The sequence below is a fragment of the Flavobacterium praedii genome (genome assembly GCF_026810365.1).
Classification (GTDB): Bacteria; Bacteroidota; Bacteroidia; order Flavobacteriales; family Flavobacteriaceae; genus Flavobacterium; species Flavobacterium praedii.
On sequence record NZ_CP113948.1, the window covers coordinates 2,000,029 to 2,020,065 of the forward strand.

17 protein-coding genes are annotated in these 20,037 nt (G+C 32.4%); 5 read left to right on the forward strand and 12 right to left on the reverse strand.

Features of this window, described 5'->3' with window-relative positions:
* Positions 1 to 20 precede the first annotated feature (20 nt).
* The 5 genes from OYT91_RS08490 to OYT91_RS08510 form a co-directional block, all read right to left on the reverse strand.
* Entirely contained in the window at positions 21 to 428 is a 408-nt protein-coding gene (locus OYT91_RS08490) for a curli production assembly/transport component CsgF (protein WP_281240304.1), read from the reverse strand.
* A gap of 59 nt (positions 429 to 487) precedes the next feature.
* Positions 488 to 1,222 (reverse strand): CsgE family curli-type amyloid fiber assembly protein, encoded by a 735-nt coding sequence (locus OYT91_RS08495; protein WP_281240305.1) that lies wholly within the window; start codon positions 1,220 to 1,222, stop codon positions 488 to 490.
* A gap of 3 nt (positions 1,223 to 1,225) precedes the next feature.
* Positions 1,226 to 1,747 carry a hypothetical protein gene (locus tag OYT91_RS08500; protein WP_269222164.1) on the reverse strand — a complete coding sequence of 174 codons (522 nt, stop codon included), beginning with the start codon at positions 1,745 to 1,747 and terminating at the stop codon, positions 1,226 to 1,228.
* A gap of 199 nt (positions 1,748 to 1,946) precedes the next feature.
* The gene (locus tag OYT91_RS08505; RefSeq protein WP_269222163.1) at positions 1,947 to 2,633 is read right to left on the reverse strand and encodes a hypothetical protein; all 687 of its coding nucleotides are present in this window, start codon (positions 2,631 to 2,633) and stop codon (positions 1,947 to 1,949) included.
* Between the two features lie 374 nt (positions 2,634 to 3,007).
* Positions 3,008 to 5,197, reverse strand: a complete 2,190-nt coding sequence (locus OYT91_RS08510) for a glutamine synthetase III family protein (RefSeq protein WP_281240306.1) — start codon at positions 5,195 to 5,197, stop codon at positions 3,008 to 3,010.
* Positions 5,198 to 5,583: 386 nt separating this feature from the next.
* Between OYT91_RS08510 and OYT91_RS08515 the strand changes: the two genes are divergently transcribed.
* Together OYT91_RS08515 and OYT91_RS08520 are read left to right on the forward strand one after the other, a co-directional pair.
* Positions 5,584 to 6,597, forward strand: a complete 1,014-nt coding sequence (locus OYT91_RS08515) for a glutamine synthetase beta-grasp domain-containing protein (protein ID WP_077377029.1) — start codon at positions 5,584 to 5,586, stop codon at positions 6,595 to 6,597.
* A 142-nt stretch (positions 6,598 to 6,739) separates the two neighbouring features.
* Complete coding sequence (locus OYT91_RS08520; RefSeq protein ID WP_269222161.1) at positions 6,740 to 7,693, forward strand: TerC family protein; 954 nt, start codon at positions 6,740 to 6,742, stop codon at positions 7,691 to 7,693.
* Positions 7,694 to 7,779: 86 nt separating this feature from the next.
* On the opposite strand, the gene OYT91_RS08525 is transcribed toward OYT91_RS08520, so the two are convergent.
* From OYT91_RS08525 to OYT91_RS08535, 3 genes are all read right to left on the reverse strand, one after another.
* Positions 7,780 to 8,298 carry a hypothetical protein gene (locus OYT91_RS08525; protein WP_281240307.1) on the reverse strand — a complete coding sequence of 173 codons (519 nt, stop codon included), beginning with the start codon at positions 8,296 to 8,298 and terminating at the stop codon, positions 7,780 to 7,782.
* 242 nt (positions 8,299 to 8,540) lie between these two features.
* Entirely contained in the window at positions 8,541 to 9,407 is an 867-nt protein-coding gene (locus tag OYT91_RS08530; RefSeq protein ID WP_281240308.1) for an alpha/beta hydrolase, read from the reverse strand.
* Between the two features lie 412 nt (positions 9,408 to 9,819).
* Positions 9,820 to 10,692, reverse strand: coding sequence for an AraC family transcriptional regulator (locus OYT91_RS08535; RefSeq protein WP_269222157.1), 873 nt, complete (start codon positions 10,690 to 10,692; stop codon positions 9,820 to 9,822).
* A 183-nt stretch (positions 10,693 to 10,875) separates the two neighbouring features.
* On the opposite strand from OYT91_RS08535, the gene OYT91_RS08540 reads away from it, so the two are divergent.
* Complete coding sequence (locus OYT91_RS08540; RefSeq protein WP_269222156.1) at positions 10,876 to 11,277, forward strand: T9SS type A sorting domain-containing protein; 402 nt, start codon at positions 10,876 to 10,878, stop codon at positions 11,275 to 11,277.
* Between the two features lie 251 nt (positions 11,278 to 11,528).
* Here OYT91_RS08540 and OYT91_RS08545 read toward each other — a convergent pair whose 3' ends face one another.
* Entirely contained in the window at positions 11,529 to 15,005 is a 3,477-nt protein-coding gene (locus OYT91_RS08545; protein ID WP_281240309.1) for a methylmalonyl-CoA mutase family protein, read from the reverse strand.
* 318 nt (positions 15,006 to 15,323) lie between these two features.
* On the opposite strand from OYT91_RS08545, the gene purU reads away from it, so the two are divergent.
* Both purU and OYT91_RS08555 read left to right on the forward strand, forming a co-directional pair.
* Positions 15,324 to 16,178 carry a formyltetrahydrofolate deformylase gene (gene purU / locus OYT91_RS08550; protein ID WP_281240310.1) on the forward strand — a complete coding sequence of 285 codons (855 nt, stop codon included), beginning with the start codon at positions 15,324 to 15,326 and terminating at the stop codon, positions 16,176 to 16,178.
* Positions 16,179 to 16,301: 123 nt separating this feature from the next.
* Positions 16,302 to 17,024, forward strand: a complete 723-nt coding sequence (locus tag OYT91_RS08555; RefSeq protein ID WP_281240311.1) for a DUF4197 domain-containing protein — start codon at positions 16,302 to 16,304, stop codon at positions 17,022 to 17,024.
* 300 nt (positions 17,025 to 17,324) lie between these two features.
* On the opposite strand, the gene OYT91_RS08560 is transcribed toward OYT91_RS08555, so the two are convergent.
* From OYT91_RS08560 to pyrF, 3 genes are all read right to left on the reverse strand, one after another.
* Entirely contained in the window at positions 17,325 to 18,110 is a 786-nt protein-coding gene (locus tag OYT91_RS08560) for an alpha/beta fold hydrolase (RefSeq protein WP_269222154.1), read from the reverse strand.
* Positions 18,111 to 18,237: 127 nt separating this feature from the next.
* Positions 18,238 to 19,032: an ABC transporter substrate-binding protein gene (locus OYT91_RS08565; protein ID WP_281240312.1), complete on the reverse strand. Its 795-nt coding sequence runs from the start codon at positions 19,030 to 19,032 to the stop codon at positions 18,238 to 18,240.
* Positions 19,033 to 19,136: 104 nt separating this feature from the next.
* Positions 19,137 to 19,961 (reverse strand): orotidine-5'-phosphate decarboxylase, encoded by an 825-nt coding sequence (gene pyrF / locus OYT91_RS08570; RefSeq protein ID WP_281240313.1) that lies wholly within the window; start codon positions 19,959 to 19,961, stop codon positions 19,137 to 19,139.
* Between the last annotated feature and the right edge of the window lie 76 nt (positions 19,962 to 20,037).

Below are 20,037 nucleotides of genomic sequence, written 5' to 3' on the forward strand. Positions count from 1 at the left end.
AATATTCATAAATTAAAAAATCAATTACCTGGAACAATCACCTGTGTTTGTTCTCCCGTTTCTATGTCCAGAATATCCACAATCAATCCTAGATTTGAAGGATAAACATCAACAGATAATGTTCCAAAATCATAGGTTCCTACAGAAATTCCATTACTTCCAAACTGTTCATCAAATAAAGAATTTGAAATTTTATTCAACAACTGATTGTTTAAATTTTCTTTGAATCGTTCCAATTGCGTGGGCTGTTTGAATCCAGAATTTGCGGTTTCTTTAAAATCATTCTGAGCTTCAGCCGAACTCATTAACATTTGATAATTAAATGTATCACCTCCAAAATTTGGATTCATCGGTTTATACACTAAAGCTTGAGCGTTTACATTAAAATAGAATCCTAGAATACAAACTAAAAATAAATATGATTTCATGATATTCTGATTAAGTAATTAAAACAATACTAGTTTTTTTTTATGTGAGTTACTATTTTTCAATACCTCATTATCAATTTATTTTGTTTCTCAATATTTTTAAAATATTTAAAAACATCAGAAGAAACTGTTTCCGCCATGTACTTCAAGTAATCTTCATCAGGTCTTGAAATAAACTCATTGATAACTTCACCATCCACCAAAACCATTATTTTTGTAGTTCTACCAAATGTTAATTCTTCCTGAACAGCCACTATTTTACTTGAATTTAGCTTTAGCTTTGTGTATTCTTTATAAAATAATTCATAAAAATCATTCCCTAATTTTGTCTTAGTATCATTGGACACAATACCCATCATTTCTAAACCATCTTTAGGCTTAGTTTCTCCAACTTTAGATTCATCATCAATTCCTATTTCAATTCTATCTTTCCCAACAATCGCATTATTCTCATCATAGATAATCAACAGTATAATAATTTGATCGTCTTTACTTTCATTTATTTGTGTTTTTGACAATGTTACTTTTTGTTGCGGATCTAAAATTACTCTCCCATCTTGAGCATTTTTCGAACTATTTGAATTGAGTTTGTTTTTTTTAAACACGGTCAACTTATAGGATATACTCTTATAAACAGTTTTTAAATTCTCTGCAGTTCCACGTATAAAAAGAATATTTTCAATTTTTTCTACTTCAATTTTGGCTTTAACTTCTTTATAAACAACCTGAGAATAACTAAGTTGGCAGCAAAATAGTAAAGCGAATAAAAAATATTTTACTTCAAAAAGTTTCATCTTTTATCTATTATAAATGTAAACCGTTCCAGAATTTCCTGTTTGATTGATTTGCAAGTTTTTAGAAATTGAATTGGACCCATTACTAATAATGGTCAAATTATTACCTTCTTGATTGTATGTGGTATTTATTGGATCTTCTGAATACATAGAAAAATCACTAATAAAATTATTGTTACCGGTTTGAATAATATTTTCATTTAATTCATATGCATTTTTATAGACAGATGCATAATTATTGTTACCAAATTGATTGACATCCACACTCCCATTATAGGTACGGACACTTATATCAGCATAATTGTAATTACCAATTTGTTTGATCTGAACTAAATTATTATTTTGAAGAAATTGGTTGGTATTTTGAGACTTATCTAAGTATATTTTATTTTGATTATCCAAGTATTCTTTTGTAATCAAATTTGTTTCGTTTAATGAAGTACGAATAATTTCTTCTTGTGCATTTATTTGAAATGTACAAAAAGCTAAAAGAAAAAATAAGATTATTTTACATTTTAATCTCATGACTTTTTATTTATCTAACAGTTTTTATTTATGATTTAAAAAAAACCACAAGCCTTATATATTATTATTTTAAAGTATTCTTCAAACATTGTATACTGTAAATATTTATTAAAATCCTGTTTTATCTGTTTTTATAAAATTATTAAAAACAAAAAAAGGTAGAACCTATACAATTCTACCTTTTTTCTACAATTTTAAATTAGTTTGATTGATAAACCAATGCATAATTACCTTCACCAACTTGAGTAATAGTACTTACATGACAATCTCCATATTGAAGTGTCAAAGCATTATTATCCATTCCCCACTGAGTAACTTCAGAAAAGTTGTCAGTACCAAATTGACCAGTACCTGCTCCATTATCTTCTCCAGTTTGTGAGATGTTTGATGTATTAAACCAATCTCCTTGCAAAGAATAAGCATAATTACCATCACCATCTTGTACTATTGTAGAAGAGTTTCCTACCCAAAATTGTAATGAAGTTGCATCATTATCATTTCCAGTTTGAGTAATAGAAGAATAGTTAAAACCTCCTAATTGGCCTATAACTGCATCATTGCCTGTACCAGTTTGATCAATCATTGCTAAGTTTGCCAATCCTAATTGTCCTACATAAGCATCATTTGAAGTTCCATCTTGAAAAACTGCAGCTGCATTAAACAGACCACCTTGATTAATGTCGGTTTCATTTGAATCTCCAGTTTGATCGACCAATGCTAAATTTGCAAGCCCCATTTGCAATATATCAGAATCATTCATTGTTCCTACTTGAGAAACTGCTGCTCCGTTAATAAAGCCATACTGACTCACATTACTTACGTTTGCTTGTGCAAAACCTACTACTGAAACGAGCATCGCGGAGATGCTTAAAATAACTTTTTTCATAATAAATATATTTAATTGGTTGTTAATACAAATTATTATGTAGGTTTTTATATAATAAAAATTGGGTAATTTTATTATAATACAAGTAGGTTTATGAACAATGAAATTGGGTTTTTCACTATGGTAATCTTAACTATAAAATTGCTTTTATCGAATTATTACATGACAAATTTATAAAATGTTTTGAATAAAAAGAAAAGATAATACGCTATTTAATAGATAGTTATTACTTTTTCGATGAAGTGCAAAACTAAACCGATGAAGGGTTAAAGCATCAAAAATAAAAGTAATCATTACCTTGTTAATGCATTTGGTTTGCAAAAATAAAAAAAGAGGCATTTCTAAAAACACCTCTTTAAAATAATAAATAGAAATTATTTAGTCAATAATAGTTCTCGGTATTTTGTTAATGTCCACAATTCATTATCTACCAATAACTCTAGTTTATCACAATGGTTTCTAATAATTTCGAAATATGGTTTAACATTATTGCAATACGCTTCGGCCATTTCTTGAGCATCAGTCATATTATTGGCTTTTTTTCTTTCTTCAGTCATTTCTTCTACTTTAGAATTGATGCCTTCTATATGTCCTGAGATTTCTTTAATCAATACAATTTGCTCTTTGGCAATAGATTCAAATTCAGAACCAAAAATATCTTTTAATCCTTTTACGTTTTCAATCAATGTATTTTGATATTTGATTGCCGTTGGAATTACATGATTTTTAGAGATATCACCAAGAACTCTACCTTCAATTTGAATTTTCTTAGTGTATTCTTCCAATTCAATTTCATATCTCGCTTCAACTTCAATATGATTCATAATACCCATTTCACTAAACAAATCGATAGCTTGTTTAGATGCTCTTGCCTTCAATGCTTCAGGAGTGGTTTTAAAGTTGCTCAGCCCTCTTTTGGCTGCTTCCTTTTGCCAAGCTTCGCTGTATCCATCTCCTTCAAATAAGATTTTCTTAGATACTTTTATATATTCTCTTAAAACATTGAAAATAGCATCATCTTTTTTCATGTCTTTCGATTCTATCAATTCATCAACTGCCACTTTAAAATCTCTTAATTGTTTTGCAACGATAGTATTCAAAGTAGTCATGGCGTTCGAACAGTTGGCAGAGGAACCAACAGCTCTAAACTCAAATTTATTACCAGTAAATGCGAATGGCGAAGTTCTGTTTCTATCGGTATTGTCCAAAAGAACATCTGGAATTTTACCTACTACATTTAGTTTCAAATCGGTCTTTTCTTCTGGAGACAATTTCCCTGTAGACACGCCTTCTAGTTCTGCCAATACTTTTGTTAATTGTTCTCCAATAAAAACAGAAATAATTGCTGGCGGAGCTTCATTGGCTCCCAATCTGTGGTCATTACTTGCTGTGGCAATAGAACCTCGCAACAAAGCTTCATAATCATTTACCGCTTTTATTGTATTGATAAAGAATGTCAAAAACTGCAAATTAGTCATTGGTGTCTTACTAGGACTTAACAAATTAACTCCGGTATCTGTTGCTAATGACCAGTTATTGTGTTTTCCCGAACCATTTACACCTTTAAAAGGCTTTTCATGAAGTAACACTTTTAGATCATGACGCTCAGCCACTTTTTGCATAACATCCATCAACAGACAATTATGATCGACGGCTAGATTTGTTTCTTCAAAAATAGGGGCAAATTCAAATTGATTGGGAGCTACTTCATTATGACGCGTTTTTACAGGAATCCCCAACAACATACATTCTTGTTCCAAATCTCTCATATAAGTTAAAGCCCGAGTTGGAATTGAACCAAAATAATGGTCATCTAGCTGCTGCCCTTTTGCAGAAGTGTGTCCTAACAAAGTTCTTCCTGTCATTACAATATCGGGGCGAGAATTTGCCAATGATTTATCAATAAGAAAATATTCTTGTTCCCATCCTAAAGTAGCTGTCACTTTTTTGACATTTTTATCAAAATATTTACAAACCTCGGTAGCAGCCTCATCCATTGCAGATAAAGCTCTTAACAATGGAATCTTATTATCCAAAGCCTCTCCAGTATAGGAAATAAAAATAGTAGGAATACATAAAGTTGTTCCAAAAATAAAAGCTGGTGATGTAGGGTCCCACGCTGTATATCCACGAGCTTCAAATGTATTTCTTATTCCACCATTAGGAAAACTAGAAGCGTCTGGTTCTTGTTGAACCAATTGAGCTCCGCCAAATTTTTCTAGCGGATCGCTTCCATCGTAAGAAGTTTCAAAAAAAGCATCATGTTTTTCGGCAGTAGTTCCGGTCAGTGGCTGAAACCAATGTGTATAATGAGTCACACCTTTAGACAAAGCCCACTCTTTCATCCCCATGGCAATATAGTCTGCTAATTTTCTATCAATTTTAGTGCCATGTTGTACAGCACCTTGTACTCCTTTAAAAGCATCTGAAGTCAAATAATGCTTCATTGCTTTATCATTAAAAACATTATTCCCAAAAAGAATTGATTTTCTACCTGATTCATGAAAATCGATTAACTTTCTATTGGAAGCTTCTTTTAAAGCTTGAAAACGAATTGACGACATAATTATATAATTTTTAATTAATACAAATTTCTAATACCCTCACAAATATAATTCATTCTTTTTATAAATAATGACACTTTGAAATAACTCAAACTTAGTTTTCTAAAACTAAAGCGGAATAACATTTAAACACCATTAAAAAGCACAACTCAAATAAATTAGCAATACAAATCTTAACTTTTTATTAATATATAAAAATTTACTATTATGAATTTAATTTTATAACCCCTCTAAAATTATATTTTTTTACAATATACCCTACCTAAAATGCAGTAATGTCAAAAATAACAAAGAGTATAATAAAAATCACCCCCTAATTTCTAGACCTAAACAAAATATTTTATATTTGCAAAAGAAAAAAAAATCAAAAAACAATTTATAATATTATGGCTAAAATAAAATTAGAATACCTTTGGTTAGATGGTTACGAACCAACACAAAATTTAAGAAGCAAAACTAAAGTTGAAGAGCATGAAAATTTTCAAGGAACTTTAGCAGAAATAGGAAACTGGTCTTTTGACGGTTCTTCTACAAGACAAGCAGAAGGTGGTTCATCTGATTGTTTATTAGTTCCTGTTGCTATTTATCCAGATCCAACTCGTATCAATGGTTACCTAGTAATGACTGAAGTTATGAATGCAGATGGTACTCCCCACCCTTCAAACGGTAGAGCAACTATCGAAGATGATGGAGATTTCTGGTTTGGATTCGAACAAGAATATTTCATCATGGATACTAAAACTTTATTGCCATTAGGATTCCCAATTGGAGGCTACCCAGCACCACAAGGAATGTACTACTGTTCAGTAGGTGGAAAAAACACACACGGAAGAAAATTAGTTGAAGAGCATGCAGATTTATGTATCGCAGCAGGAATCAACTTTGAAGGAATAAATCAAGAGGTTGCTTGTGGACAATGGGAATTCCAATTATTCGCACAAGGAGCTAAAAAAGCGGGTGATGAAATCTGGGTTGCTAGATATTTATTAGACCGTTTGACTGAAAAATATGGTTACTATATTGAGTACCACCCAAAACCACTAGGAGATACTGACTGGAACGGTTCTGGAATGCACGCTAACTTCTCTAACAATGTATTAAGAACTTGTGGTTCTCAAGAAATTTATGAGAAAATATGTGAAGCTTTCCGTCCAGTTACTGCAGAACACATTGCAGTTTATGGCGCATACAACGACCAACGTTTGACTGGTAAACACGAAACTGCTTCTATTCATGATTTCTCTTACGGAGTATCTGATAGAGGATGTTCAATCCGTATTCCATTAATGACTGTTCAAAAAGGATGGAAAGGATGGTTGGAAGACAGAAGACCAGCATCTAACGGTGACCCATACAAAATTGCTGCAAGAATCATCAAAACTGTAAATTCTGCATTATAATTGTAATCAAATAATACTAAAAGTGCCTTCCAATAAGAAGGCACTTTTTTTATACAAATAAATCTATCAAATCTTTACTCATTTCTATAGTAATTTAGAAAATCAAATCTACATTTGCACTACATATATAAAAAATACAATTATGACAGTTTGGATCTTATTTATAGTTTTAATTTTAATTTTTCTAGCCTTAGATTTAGGAGTATTCAACAAAGACCCTCATATTATAAGCTCCAAAGAAGCCAGTAAATGGACCGCAATTTGGTTTACCTTATCCATGTTATTTTCAGGTGTAGTGTATTGGCTTTATTCAACAGATTATGTTTTAAATCCAACACAAATAAAACCATCTGTAGCTGCAATGAAGTTTATAACTGGATATCTTATAGAATTGTCTTTAAGTATTGACAATATATTTGTTATAGCATTAATTTTTGCTTCATTTAAAATTCCAAAAAAATACCAACATCGCGTTTTATTTTGGGGTATATTGGGAGCGATAGTCTTTAGAGGATTAATGATTTATTTTGGCGTTTTAATCATTAATAAATTTACATGGGCAACCTATATATTCGGAGCGTTCTTGTTATTTACCGCCATAAAAATGCTTTTCACAAAAGATGATGATGAATTTGACCCAAAAAAATCTATAGTATATAAGATCCTAGGAAAAATAATTCCAATCTCGACACATACAGAAAAGGAACATTTTTTTACAAAAACAGAAAGAGGCAATGCAGCCACCCCTCTATTTGTTGCATTAATTATAATTGAAGTAATGGACGTAGTTTTTGCGGTAGATAGTGTGCCTGCTATTTTAGCCATTACCTCTGATCCTTTTATTGTATTTAGTTCTAATATCTTTGCAATATTAGGATTGCGTTCCTTATATTTCTTTTTAGCTAATATGCTAGAGAAATTCAGTCATTTAGAGTATAGCTTAATTGCTATTTTGAGTTTTGTGGGCTTGAAAATGATATTCCACGATTACATTGAAGTTCCCGAATGGGCTTCATTGGGTTTTATTGCTTTGTCCCTTATTATCGGAGTAGTTGTTTCTTTACAAATTAGTAAAAGCGAAAATAACTTAGAATAGGAAATTGTTTGAAATCTAATCTATATGCATTTTATAAAAAAAAGGAAATCTCTCGATTTCCTTTTTTTTATTCTAAAAATCGGGTATTATAGATCAATTTTTTGAATTTGACTTTCACTTATTTTTAAAACTGACATCACTTCATTATAATTATTTTTATTAACAGCTGATGCTAAATTAGAAGGAATGATTACAACTCTAAAAGTTTGATTATTTATATAACTTGGAGTATTCAACAAATTATAATTCCCCCTAGCGGTAATTATAAAATCTACTTTACTAAAATCATAATCATAATCCAATTCATCACCATTACTAAAATAAATTGTTCTTGGAATCAATTGCCAAATCGGGGTATTTGAATTAATAAGACCTGTTAGTCTGTATACCAAAACTGTTTCATCATCAAATAAATTTCCTCCAATTTCAAATTGAAAAGTACTTTTTAAATTATACTCATTATCAGCAACCTTCCCTAAATTAACATTTTTAATTTCGAAAGCTTCTGGCACTAATGCATCCGATCCCGGAGGCCCTTCTGGTCCCTCACAACCTTGAAAACCAAACATTCCTATAACCGCTAAAAGTGTAATTATTTTTTTCATCTTATTTATATTTTAAAGTTCTATAAAGGTATTTCAAAAATCAAGCCAAAAAAATTATTTTTTAGAATTTCATTCAAAATAATTCAATATTTTTTTATTTATAAATACAATAATGAGTCAAAACCTAGAATTAATTATGAAAATGGTTTTTGGTAAAACTCCTTGTTTATTTGTAACTAATTCATATTTAAAATTTTAAAATACAAAACTATGAAAAATTATGCTTTTCAAAAAGTAACTTCTTAATTAACAGCAACTCCATTACTTTTTAAAATTTTACTAAAAAACAAAACTTGATAGGACAACGCATTTTCCCAATAGTCCCATGTATGTGCTCCAGGACGTTCGGCATAATCATGTGGAACCTTATTATACACTAATCTTCTGTGTAATTCCCTGTTGGATTCTATAAGAAAATCATCAACGCCACAATCAATAATTATAGCTAGTTTATTGGTTTTAATTTTATCAAGCATTCCCATTACTGCATTTTGTGTGTATAATTCAGGATTATTGCTTTGATCACCAAAAACAGGCTGCATTAATTTTATAACTTGGTCATTTGGTTCCCGCCCTAACATTGTTCCCATATCTACAGCTCCACTCATGCTTCCTGCTGCGCAAAACAATTCGGGGTGTTTAGCAGAAAGAGACAAAGCGCCATGACCTCCCATAGAAAGTCCAGCAATGACGCGACCTTTTCTATCATTTACCGTTCGATACGTCTTGTCAATCTTTTGGATGACTTCTTCTGTTATATAGGTTTCAAACTGACTTCCTTTATTTACAGGACTATTGAGATAAAAACTAAACGTTTCTCCTTCAGGCATCACAATAATAATATTATATTGGTCGGAAAGATTTTTTACGGTATTCTTATTTGGAGTACTTGACAACCAATCCGAAAAATGTCCATAAGCACCATGCAAAAGATAAAGTACAGGGTATGTTGCCTTTCCCTTTACATATGAATTAGGAAGTACTACCGCAGCCTTATAGGTTTTATTCATGGCAATACTAGGAATTTGCAAAGTATCAACTGTTGAAGCGTAAGACAATATTGTATTGCAAAATAAAAATGCAACACACACAATTAGTATTTTTTTCATAACAATCATTTATATTGATGAATTGTAAATATACAATTTCAAAAAATGAAAAGATAGCATACTCCTTTTTTGATTTCAAAACAAAAAAACAGTAACATTCTAAATTACAACACCTTCCTTTAAAATTGATTTGTTTTTGTAGTATAAAAAATTTGAAACCTAAATTCTATTTCATTTTAAGCTTTTCCTAAAAAACATATTAGATTAACCCAATGTGGTGCAATTATTTTTTAACACCTATAATTTTTAGTATTTAAAAGAATAAAATATGGATATAACAATTCACATAGCTACTCCATGTAAGAAAAAAAGCTTATTCCCTATTTATTCTTTACATTTTTAGATTAAATCTATACTCCTTTTTGATTTCATTTTATTTTAATTTCAACGAACGTGTTATGTTACTACAAAATTAGTTCATAAAAGTTTTCAATTCTTGTCTGTATTGAGAAGCGCTTTTACCGGTATACGCTTTAAACGATTTATTAAAATGACTAAAATTATTAAATCCGCTTTCAAAACAAATTTCAGTTATACTTTTTTTATTCTCTGCCAAAAGTTTTGAAGCATGAACCAAACGGTATTCATTGACAAAAGTGGTAAATGTTTTTTTTGTGATTTTTTTAAAATAGCGACAAAAAGAAGGGGAAGTCATACTCACCATTTCCGATACTTCATCCAAATGAATGGGTTCTTGAAAATGGTCTTTTACATGATTAAAAATAACATTAATTCGATCATTATCCTGGACTTGCAATTCCAAAGAAAACCCATCTGCGTTCAAAATAGTATATTCGTTGGTTGTTTCTAAGGTATTGAGCACTCTAATCATTCTCAATAATCTATCAAAATGAGATTGATTTTCCATGTCTTCCATTAAAGTTGCTACAAGCTTTTTGGTATTAGGTCCAAAAGCAATTCCACCTTTAGCTTTTATTAATAGATTTTGAATGTTTTTTAATTCTGGGATACTCAAAAAATCATTTCCTAGAAAATCAGGAGGCATCTGAATTACGGTTTCATTTTTATTACCCGTTTGCTCATTTGTAAATCCACAATGTGGCAAATTACTCCCAATAAGCACTAAATCACCATCTGAATAATAAGAGATATGACTACCTATTTGACGTTTTCCAGAGCCGCCATTTACAAAAACCAATTCGATTTCAGGATGGTAATGCCATAAATCGGATTTGCAATTGGAGTTTTCGACAAACCTTGAAAAAGAAAATGAACTCCCAAAAGTAGGAGTAATAACTTCGAGTGTTGGATTCATTTTTTTCATTTGCACAATTTTAAAACTATTCAAATTTAGCTAAAATAGAATCTATATTATCATATTTTAACATACAACGTTTTCGTAAAGACAAAATAACACATAAATAAGAAAAAACAGTTGTGTTATCAATTGAATATAGTCTCTAAGTTTGTATCAGAAATTTAAATACAAATTTAAAACAACAGTATTATGAAAACGATCTTAAAATTAAGTCTAGCAGTATTAGTAGGATTGACTTCTATTAATGCTTTTGCAATCAACGGTGATTTTTTACTAAACGTAAAAAACGGAGCAAACAACGAAATTAGTTTTTCAGTAAATGAAATTCAAAAAGCTAATATAACTATCACAGATAAATTTCATAATGTAATTTATACTGAAATAGCAACTGGAAAAGGCGGAATATTAAAAACATATAGCCTTGAAGAATTTCCAGAAGGAGTTTACTTTTTGGAAGTAGAAACAAATTCAAAAAAAGTAACACACGAAATTGTTGTATCTAAAGAAAAATCAATATTATCAAGAAAATCTGTAGCTGAAGTACAAAAAACAGATTTAAAAATGAAAAATCAAAACGTAGTTATCAACTAATAAAATATTTTCCACTTACTAATTCAGGAATATTTATAGTTATTAAAACAGCTCCAATAACGGAGCTGTTTTTTTTTATACAGTATTGAAAATTTTAATATTTAAAAAAAATAACACCAAAAAACAGTCTTAAAAATTACTAGCCCATAAAAAAACACATTCAGTCAACATTAGTCAACCAAATGTGTTTTTGAATATAATTTCGATCCCATAAAGCAACAAACATTACTTTATCGTATAAATAATCAATTTTACATATTCCTTCTGTACTGCCCGCCTACTTCAAACAAAGCTTCGGTGATTTGCCCCAAAGAACAAACTTTAGTTGCTTCCATCAAGTGTTCAAATAGATTTTCGTTTTTAATGGCTGCTTCCTGTAAAGTATTCAAATGTTCAATCACTAAATCCTGATTGGCTTTATGCAAATGATCCAACATTGTAATTTGGTATTGTTTTTCTTCTTCGGTGGCGCGAATTACTTCGGCTGGAATAACCGTTGGTGAACCTTTTGAACTCAAAAAAGTATTTACACCTACAATTGGGAATTCCCCAGTATGTTTTAATGTTTCGTAGTACAAACTTTCTTCTTGAATTTTAGAACGTTGATACATCGTTTCCATGGCACCAAGAACTCCACCTCTTTCTGTAATTCTGTCGAATTCCAATAAAACTGCTGCTTCAACCAAATCTGTCAATTCTTCTATAATGAAAGAACCTTGAATAGGATTCTCGTTTTTGGCAAGCCCCAATTCTTTATTGATAATCAACTGAATCGCCATAGCTCTACGAACAGACTCTTCGGTTGGAGTTGTAATCGCTTCATCATACGCATTGGTATGCAATGAATTACAGTTGTCATAAATTGCATATAACGCTTGCAAAGTGGTGCGAATATCATTGAAATCAATTTCCTGTGCATGCAAAGAACGTCCCGAAGTTTGAATATGGTATTTCAACATTTGGGCTCTTTCGTTAGCGCCATATTTATTTTTCATGGCTTTCGCCCAAATTTTACGAGCTACACGACCAATAACAGCATATTCAGGATCGACACCATTCGAGAAAAAGAAAGATAAATTTGGTCCAAAATCATTGATATCCATTCCACGACTCAAATAATATTCCACATAAGTGAAACCGTTGGAGAGTGTAAATGCCAATTGCGTGATTGGATTAGCACCCGCCTCTGCAATATGGTATCCTGAAATAGAAACCGAATAAAAGTTTCTTACTTTTTTGTCAATAAAATATTCCTGAACATCTCCCATTAATCGCAAGGCAAATTCGGTAGAAAAAATACAAGTATTTTGAGCTTGGTCTTCCTTTAAAATATCGGCTTGAACCGTCCCTCGAACTTGCGAAAGTGTTCTAGCCTTGATCTCATTATAAATATCAAGAGGCAAAACTTGATCACCTGTTACACCCAAAAGAAACAATCCCAAACCATTATTCCCCTCTGGCAAATCACCTTGATAATGGGGTCTTTCAACACCTTTTTGGGTATAGATTTTGTTGATTTTTTCAGCAACCTCATCTTCTAGATTGTTTTCTTTTATATAATATTCACACTGCTGATCAATGGCTGCATTCATAAAAAAACCAAGCAACATAGGTGCTGGGCCATTAATTGTCATACTTACCGAAGTCATGGCATGTACCAAATCGAAACCGGAATATAGTTTTTTGGCATCGTCCAAGCAGCAGATAGAAACTCCTGCATTTCCGATTTTCCCATAAATATCAGGACGAATGTGTGGATCATTACCGTATAAAGTCACACTATCAAAAGCGGTTGACAATCTTTTGGCTGGTAAACCTGCACTTACATAATGAAAACGCTTGTTGGTTCTTTCTGGACCACCTTCACCAGCAAACATTCGCGAAGGATCTTCTCCTTCTCTTTTAAAAGGATACAAACCAGAAGCAAAAGGAAATTCACCAGGAACATTTTCCTGTAAACACCAACGCAAAATATCACCCCATGCTTTATACTTTGGCATGGCTACTTTTGGAATTTGAGAATGAGAAAGTGACTTGGTATGCGTTGCCATCTTAATTTCTCGATCGCGAACTTTAAACGTATAAACTGGATTTTTATATTTATTAACTTTTTCATCCCAAGTCAAAATCATTTCCCAATTATAAGGATCCAAATCCATTTTTACTTTATCGAATTGATTCAGTAAAAGATTTAAAAAGATTTTATTCTCAGCCGCACCTTGCTTTTCTATTTCTAAAGCATTTGGCAAAACCGAATCTTCATCAATTCCAGCTTTTGTTATTACTGGAATTTTTCCAGAAACACTTTCTATGGTTTTGAAGATTCCGTAAAGTTTTTGAGCCACTTGTTCTTGACCCAAAGCCGTAGCATCGTATTTTCTGTTGCTTTCGGCAATCTCAGATAAATAACGTGTTCTATGTGGCGGAATAACGTAAATTTTCTCACTCATTTCACGCGTAATTTGAAAAGTCGATTTCAAATCAGAATTGGTTTTTTCAACGATTTTATCCATAATAGATTTATACAACGTATTCATCCCTGGATCATTGAATTGAGAGGCGATTGTTCCAAAAACTGGCATTTCATCTGGATTGACATCCCAAAGATTATGATTGCGCTGGTATTGTTTTTTTACATCCCGAATAGCATCGAGAGCACCACGTTTGTCAAATTTGTTTAAAGCTACCAAATCGGCAAAATCAAGCATGTCAATTTTTTCCAATTGGGTTGCTGCACCAAATTCCGGAGTCATTACGTATAAAGAAACATCGGAGTGATCCATAATCTCCGTATCGGATTGACCTATTCCTGAAGTTTCAAGGATGATGATATCGTATTTAGCCGCTTTTAAAACCTGAATGGCTTCCGCTACGTATTTTGACAAAGCCAAATTGGATTGGCGAGTTGCCAACGAACGCATATAAACTCTAGGATTATTAATAGCATTCATACGAATTCTATCGCCAAGTAATGCTCCACCTGTTTTACGCTTTGATGGATCGACTGAAATCAATCCGATGGTTTTTTCAGGGAAATCAATCAAGAAACGACGCACCAGTTCATCAACCAATGATGATTTTCCTGCGCCACCAGTTCCTGTAATTCCAAGAACTGGAGCCCCGACAGCCCCCTCCGCCCCCGAAGGGGGAGCTGCTGATAGTGGTGTAAAAACTTTATGGAAATCTTCTGGATTATTTTCTGCTAATGAAATTAATCTTGCAATTGTATTTACGTCTTTTTTAAGTAAATTATCCGCAATCTGAGAAACTCCCCCTTCGGGGGCTGGGGGGCTAGTATCAGCTCTTTGTACCAAATCATTGATCATTCCTTGCAATCCCATGGCTCGACCATCATCTGGCGCATAAATTCTGGTGATTCCGTACCCTTGCAATTCGGCTATTTCCGATGGAAGAATTACTCCTCCTCCTCCACCAAAAATTTTGATATGACCCGCTCCTTTTTCCTGAAGCAAATCATACATGTATTTAAAGTATTCATTGTGTCCTCCTTGGTAGGAAGTCATCGCAATTGCGTTGGCGTCTTCTTGAATGGCGGTATTGACCACTTCTTCGACACTTCTATCATGACCCAAATGAATTACCTCAACTCCTGTGGACTGAATAATTCTTCTCATTATGTTAATTGCTGCATCGTGACCATCAAATAGCGATGCGGCAGTTACAATTCGAACTTTATTTATGGGTACATACGGTTTTACTAATTCCATTTTATGAATATGATAATTTATGGGTGCAATTTACATAATTTTTAAAATAAAAATCACTAATAACAACATAAAACACAAAATATGATAATGATGTTTTTTATGTTAAAAATAAGCTTAGTTTTCATAAAAATTTGGTATTTTCGAGGAATAGCCCCGATGGAAACGAAAAGCCCGGAATGGGTAAAATTAATTTTTCTTGGACCAAAAAAGCGACTAACAGAAGCTCTTTTTGGAACTTAGAAAAATAATTTTACCCATGAGGACTTGCAGTGTACAGGGGGATAAAGCTCCTAATTATTTTTTAGAAAACTTAAACAAATGCAAAAGATTACGATACTTATCCATTGTGAAGACAAAAAAGCAATTATTGCCTCGGTGACCAATTATATTGCTTCAATAGATGGAAATATTATTTACCTAGACCAACATGTGGATGCCGATGAAAATGTGTTTTTTATGCGATTGGAATGTGAATTCAGTAAAGCCACTTGGAATCTAGAAGCCATAAAAGAACATTTTCAGGCCAATCTTGCAACTCCCTTTAATATGACTTGGGCAATGTATCCACAAGCACAAAAACCAAAGATGGCGTTGTTTATCTCGAAATATGACCATTGTTTGTATGATATTTTGGGACGATATTGCGCAGGTGAATTACCTCTAGAAATACCATTAATTATAAGCAATCACGAAGATTTGAAACCGATTGCACAGCGTTTTGATATTCCGTTTTTTCATGTTCCTTTTACCAAAGACAACAAAGAAGAAGGCGAAAAAACCCAAATTGAATTATTAAAAAAATACGACATCGATTTTATTGTTTTGGCGCGCTATATGCAAATTATCACGCCCAATTTGATAGCCCTTTACCAAAACAAAATCATCAATATTCATCATTCTTTTTTACCGGCTTTTCCAGGAGCCAAGCCTTACCATTCAGCTTTCAAGCGTGGAGTCAAAATTATTGGTGCTACTAGTCATTATGTTACAGAGGGTCTAGATGAAGGACCAATTATTGAGCAAGATATTTCGAGAGTTTCGCACAGCCATTCGATAGAAGATTTTATTATGAAAGGGCGCGATCTCGAACGTATGGTTTTGGCAAGAGCAATAAAACTGCATGCAGAGCGAAAAACGATGGTGTACAACAACAAAACGGTTGTATTTTCTTAGGGATATGGCCGTTTATTTTGTCCGATTCCGTAAAAAATTGAAAAACATTTGCATTTTTTTGGGAAAATTTCAAATTGACAGAACCCTTCATTTCCCTACTTTTGAAAAAAATTAAAACCCAAAATGAAAAAAGCCTTAATCCTACTCCTTATTCTTCCTGCAATAAGCAATGCACAATTCAAAAGCATTCTGACAAAAGCTAGCGAAAAAATCAATTCGGTTTCAAAATCCAATAGTAGTCTAGATATTGCAGCTGGATTAAAAGAAGCACTTAACAAAGGAATCACCGAGCAAGTTTCCAAACTAACAGCTACCGATGGATTTTACAAAAATGAAGCCGTGAAGATCCTAATGCCCGAAGAATTAGCCAAAGTCGACAAAACCCTTCGAAAAATAGGAATGTCAAAATTGGCCGATGAAGGCATATTAGCATTGAATAGAGCCGCAGAAGACGCTGTAAAAGAAGCAACACCCATATTTGTATCGGCTATCAAAAACATAACAATAACGGATGCCAAAAGCATTTTGCTTGGAAAAGAGAATGCCGCAACAGCATATTTGCAAACAGCAACTACAACACCTCTTTATGCAAAATTCAGTCCTGTAGTCCAACAATCCATTGGAAAAGTTGGAGCCGATGTGGTTTGGACAACAATTATCAAACAATACAATACAATTCCTTTTGTATCCAAAGTAAATCCAGACATAACCGATTATGTTACAAACAAAGCACTGGATGGTGTCTTTAAAATGATTACCGTGGAAGAAAAAAACATCAGAACCAACTTGAATGCCAGAACATCGGATGTTTTAAAGAAAGTTTTTGCGATGCAGGATAAGAAATAAAAGGAGAACCCATTTTTAATACCAATTTCCAATCTTTAGGAAACACAATAAAGGACCGAAAAAAGAATAAACAACTATCAATCAAACAATTAAGCAATCACATATCTAAATGTTAAAATTGATTTGCAAAACTTAACTTTTTTCAAATAACTAATAACAATTCCTTAACAACAAAAATTAAACATTATGCTGATCTTTGCAATGTAATAAACTGGTTATTTATTACTTTGGTTTTGGTTAGTTATAAAAATGCCTGCTATCGTTAAGATGCAGGCATTTTTTAGTTGGTGTAAATTGTATTTATTTAGTGGTATGTATAAAAGATAAAACAGCCGAATTAAAAGCATTGGGTTGCTCCACATTGACTACATGTCCACAGTTTTCAATTACAAATAACTTTGATGATTTATAATGACTCTCCACCACTTTGCGAACTGAAGGCAAAAACATATAATCTTCTTCTCCCATGACATAAAGAGTTGGAATATTCAACTCTACTTGTCGGAACCATTTTAATACTGGGTTAATTTCTGCTGTGAGTTTAAACCATTTGATAAATTCTTTTTGATATAATTTTTTGGCTTCGTTTATAAAAAGTGAGCGGGATTGTTTGTGACTTTTTTTGGGCATGATCACAAAAGCGAAAAACTTGTATAAAACCAAATAAGGCAATACATATTTGAACGTATTTCCCAAACGCATTAATATTTGAGATCTAAAATTCATTTTCAGGATAGCCCCTCCCAATATCATACTTTGCACTCTGTTTGGATACATTTCTGCCAATTGTCGGATAAGAATGGTACCTAATGAAATTCCAACAAAATGTGATTTTTCAATTTTAAGATGATCCAAAACCTCCAGAATATCATTGGCAAGAGCCGAAAAAGTATACTTTTGTTTGAAGGCCGTTTTCAAAGTCGCTTTGGATTCTCCATGTCCTCTTAAATCCAATAACAAAATATTGTAACTTTTTTTAAAATCTCTAATTTGTTTGAACCAAATAGATGAACTTCCACCTGCGCCATGCACAAAAGTGACCCATTCCGTACTATTTTCGTTCTTATATATTGTGTAATTAATCACTTAGCTTTTTTTTATTCGACAAATATAGTTTTTTTTCAGACTTAATATCGACTTCTTCGTTTTTTAGACTTTAGGATTTGATTGACTAACTATCAATATTTGATTCACTTTTTTGCTATTTCCAATATTAAATACTCGTATGCAAATATTTAAAATAATCAAAAGCTTTGAGCAGCCTACTTCCATACCAAGAAAACATTTCACCATCTACTAGAATCGTTCGGGTATTATTTGTGTAACTGGCAATTTCATAACCGTCATCGGCTTTAAAAGGATACGGTTCTGAGGAAAGTAAAATTAAATCCAAAACACCTTTATCATCCATTTTTTCAAGATCAATTTCAGGATAGCGCTCTTGGTTTGAAAAGTGGTTTTGAAAATGATTCAATCGTAATAATTCGTCTATAAAAGTCCCCGAACCAGCCGCCATATATGGATTTTTCCAAATAAAATAAGCAACTTTCTTAACTGGAATGTCTTTGATAAAATGTTTAAAATCGCTCAGGGCAAAAGTCAATTTGTCGTTCCACTTGCGTGCTTCAATTCGCTTATCAAAAAGCTGACCGAAGTCGGTTATCATTTGGAAATTATCCTCGAGAGTAAAAATATCGGTTACCCAAACTGGACAAATTTTACGCAACTCTTCTACTATTTCCTGTGTGTTTTCTTCTTTATTGCAAATGATAATATCGGGTTCTAGCAAACGGATTTTATCATAATTAACCTTCTTGGTCCCTCCTACTATTTTCTTGGTTGACTTGAGATGGTAGGGATGCACACAAAATTTAGTGATCCCCACTATATTTTCTTCTAAGCCTAAATCGTATAACAATTCGGTTTGGGATGGCACAAGAGAAATAATTCGCTGAGGCGAAAATTCAAAAGAATGCGAAGTTCCAAGTTGATCTGTAAATAGTTTCATTTTTTTTTACCGCAAAGAGCGCAAAGGTTTTACGCAAAGTTCACAAAGCTTTAAATTATTTCGTTTAAAATTCAATACAGAACTACTTTAAACAATTTAAATTCTTAAAACTTTAAACCCGTTAAAATCTCCTCCATCTCCTTTTGCATTTTCAAGGCTTCGGCTCTCGCTACTTCGACATAATCAGTTCCATTGGAAGCATAAATAATCGCTCTTGAAGAATTAATCAACAAACCTACAGTATCATTCATACCATATTTACACACTTCCTGAAGACTTCCTCCTTGCGCTCCAACTCCCGGAACAAGCAAGAAACTATCCGGAACAATTTTACGAACTTCGGTAAAATATTCGGCTTTGGTCGCACCAACCACATACATTAGATTTTCGGAATTTTTCCAAGTTTTGGATGTTTCTAGTACCTGTTTGTACAATTCTTTACCATTCACTTGTAACGTTTGAAAATCAAAAGCACCTTCATTTGAAGTTAAAGCCAACATAATGGTATGTTTATTTTCGAATGCCAAAAATGGCTCCACTGAATCTTTTCCCATATAAGGAGCGACAGTTACGCTATCAAAGTTTAAGTCTTCAAAAAAAGCTTTCGCGTACATTGACGAAGTGTTTCCAATATCTCCACGTTTAGCATCGGCAATGGTGAAAATCTCTGGATATTTTTCATTGATATAGTTAATGGTCTTTTGTAATGACATCCATCCTTTTATCCCATAGGCTTCAAAAAATGCAATATTGGGTTTATAAGCAACCGCCAAATCATGTGTGGCATCAATAATAGCTTTGTTAAACTCAAAGATTGGATCTTCAGTTGCTAATAAATACTGTGGAATTTTATTTAAATCTACATCTAAACCAACGCATAGAAATGATTTTTTTATTTTAATTTGATCGATTAATTGTTGTGTAGTCATTTCTATATATGTTAAATGCTATTATTTTACGAGAATTGGTTCTCTTTTTGAAAGCATGCAAAAATAAAAAAAGCCA